Genomic DNA, 1045 nt, shown 5'->3' on the forward strand with positions numbered 1-1045 from the left:
GGGGGAAATCAGCCCCCGCTCCTCATTCCCAAGAAATTGATCAGGAGAGGACACCAAGAGGAGACGCTTTTTCCAGTATTTAAACCTACCCCGCCCTGAAGGGCGAGGCTTTTCGCCCCCCCTTAACCCCCATTTCAGTAACATTAAAATCCATTTCAGTAACATTAAAATAGTATTATGGTGCTAAGTTGATCAGTGATTGTAGCGCGTTGGTTCTGACTCCATGATGATCGACGGGCGATCAATGAAGCTAATTGTTATTGTATTTTACCTTAGAAACATTGGTATTATGAATATGGCTATCATTAGGTCCAGGAAGACTATGACGGTTATGGCACGTATAGCCAATCCTTCTCCATCGCAAATGAGGCTATGCCGAGGAGGACCCTTATGACTGGGGTAGCTATTAATACTATGAGGCCCAGCACTATTAGGGAGAGGCCGTCAAGTGATGGCGACTCATTAATTGCAGTGATGACTGGAATGACGCTGCTATTGACTGGGCTCCTCATGCTTGATAACTCGCTTAATGGGTAACCCATGCCCTCCCCCCTCACTATAATTAACGCGACCCCAATAGATATGAGTATTATGCTTATTATCACGCCGATCCTAAGGGTCATGCCTATAACCGAGTCCATATCCATATTGATCACCTCCTCCGCCCGTACTTAAGCAGTAAACCTATCATTAATAATATTGATGCCGCAGTTGATAGGAGGTACTCATACGCCAGAGGTATAACGAGTATTCTAGCTATTCCTGCGCCTCTGAGAACCATTTCGACGCCGAGGAAGTTGAGTATTACTATGAATATCCATCTGACGAATCTATTGGTTAATTTGACGAGGACCTTGGTTCCAATGAAGGCCCCTATTAGTACTCCTATTGCTGTTGCTGCTGCTATGAATGGTTGTATGTAGCCGAAGTACCAGTATATGCTGCTTCCGGTGGCTGCAGTGACTCCAATCATGAAGTTGCTCGTCGTGGTGCTAACCTTCATGGGGAGATTCATGGCCCAATCAAGCCCAAGAACCTTGAGGGC

The 1045-nt window shown here is 45.8% G+C and carries 2 pseudogenes; both read right to left on the reverse strand.

Annotation, left to right across the window (positions count from 1 at the left end):
* Positions 1 to 267: 267 nt before the first annotated feature.
* Positions 268 to 647: pseudogene (locus AT710_09885) on the reverse strand (hypothetical protein).
* Between the two features lie 5 nt (positions 648 to 652).
* A pseudogene (locus AT710_09890) lies at positions 653 to 1045 on the reverse strand.

It is taken from the genome of Thermocladium sp. ECH_B (genome assembly GCA_001516585.1).
In the GTDB taxonomy this organism is placed as follows: domain Archaea; phylum Thermoproteota; class Thermoprotei; order Thermoproteales; family Thermocladiaceae; genus Thermocladium.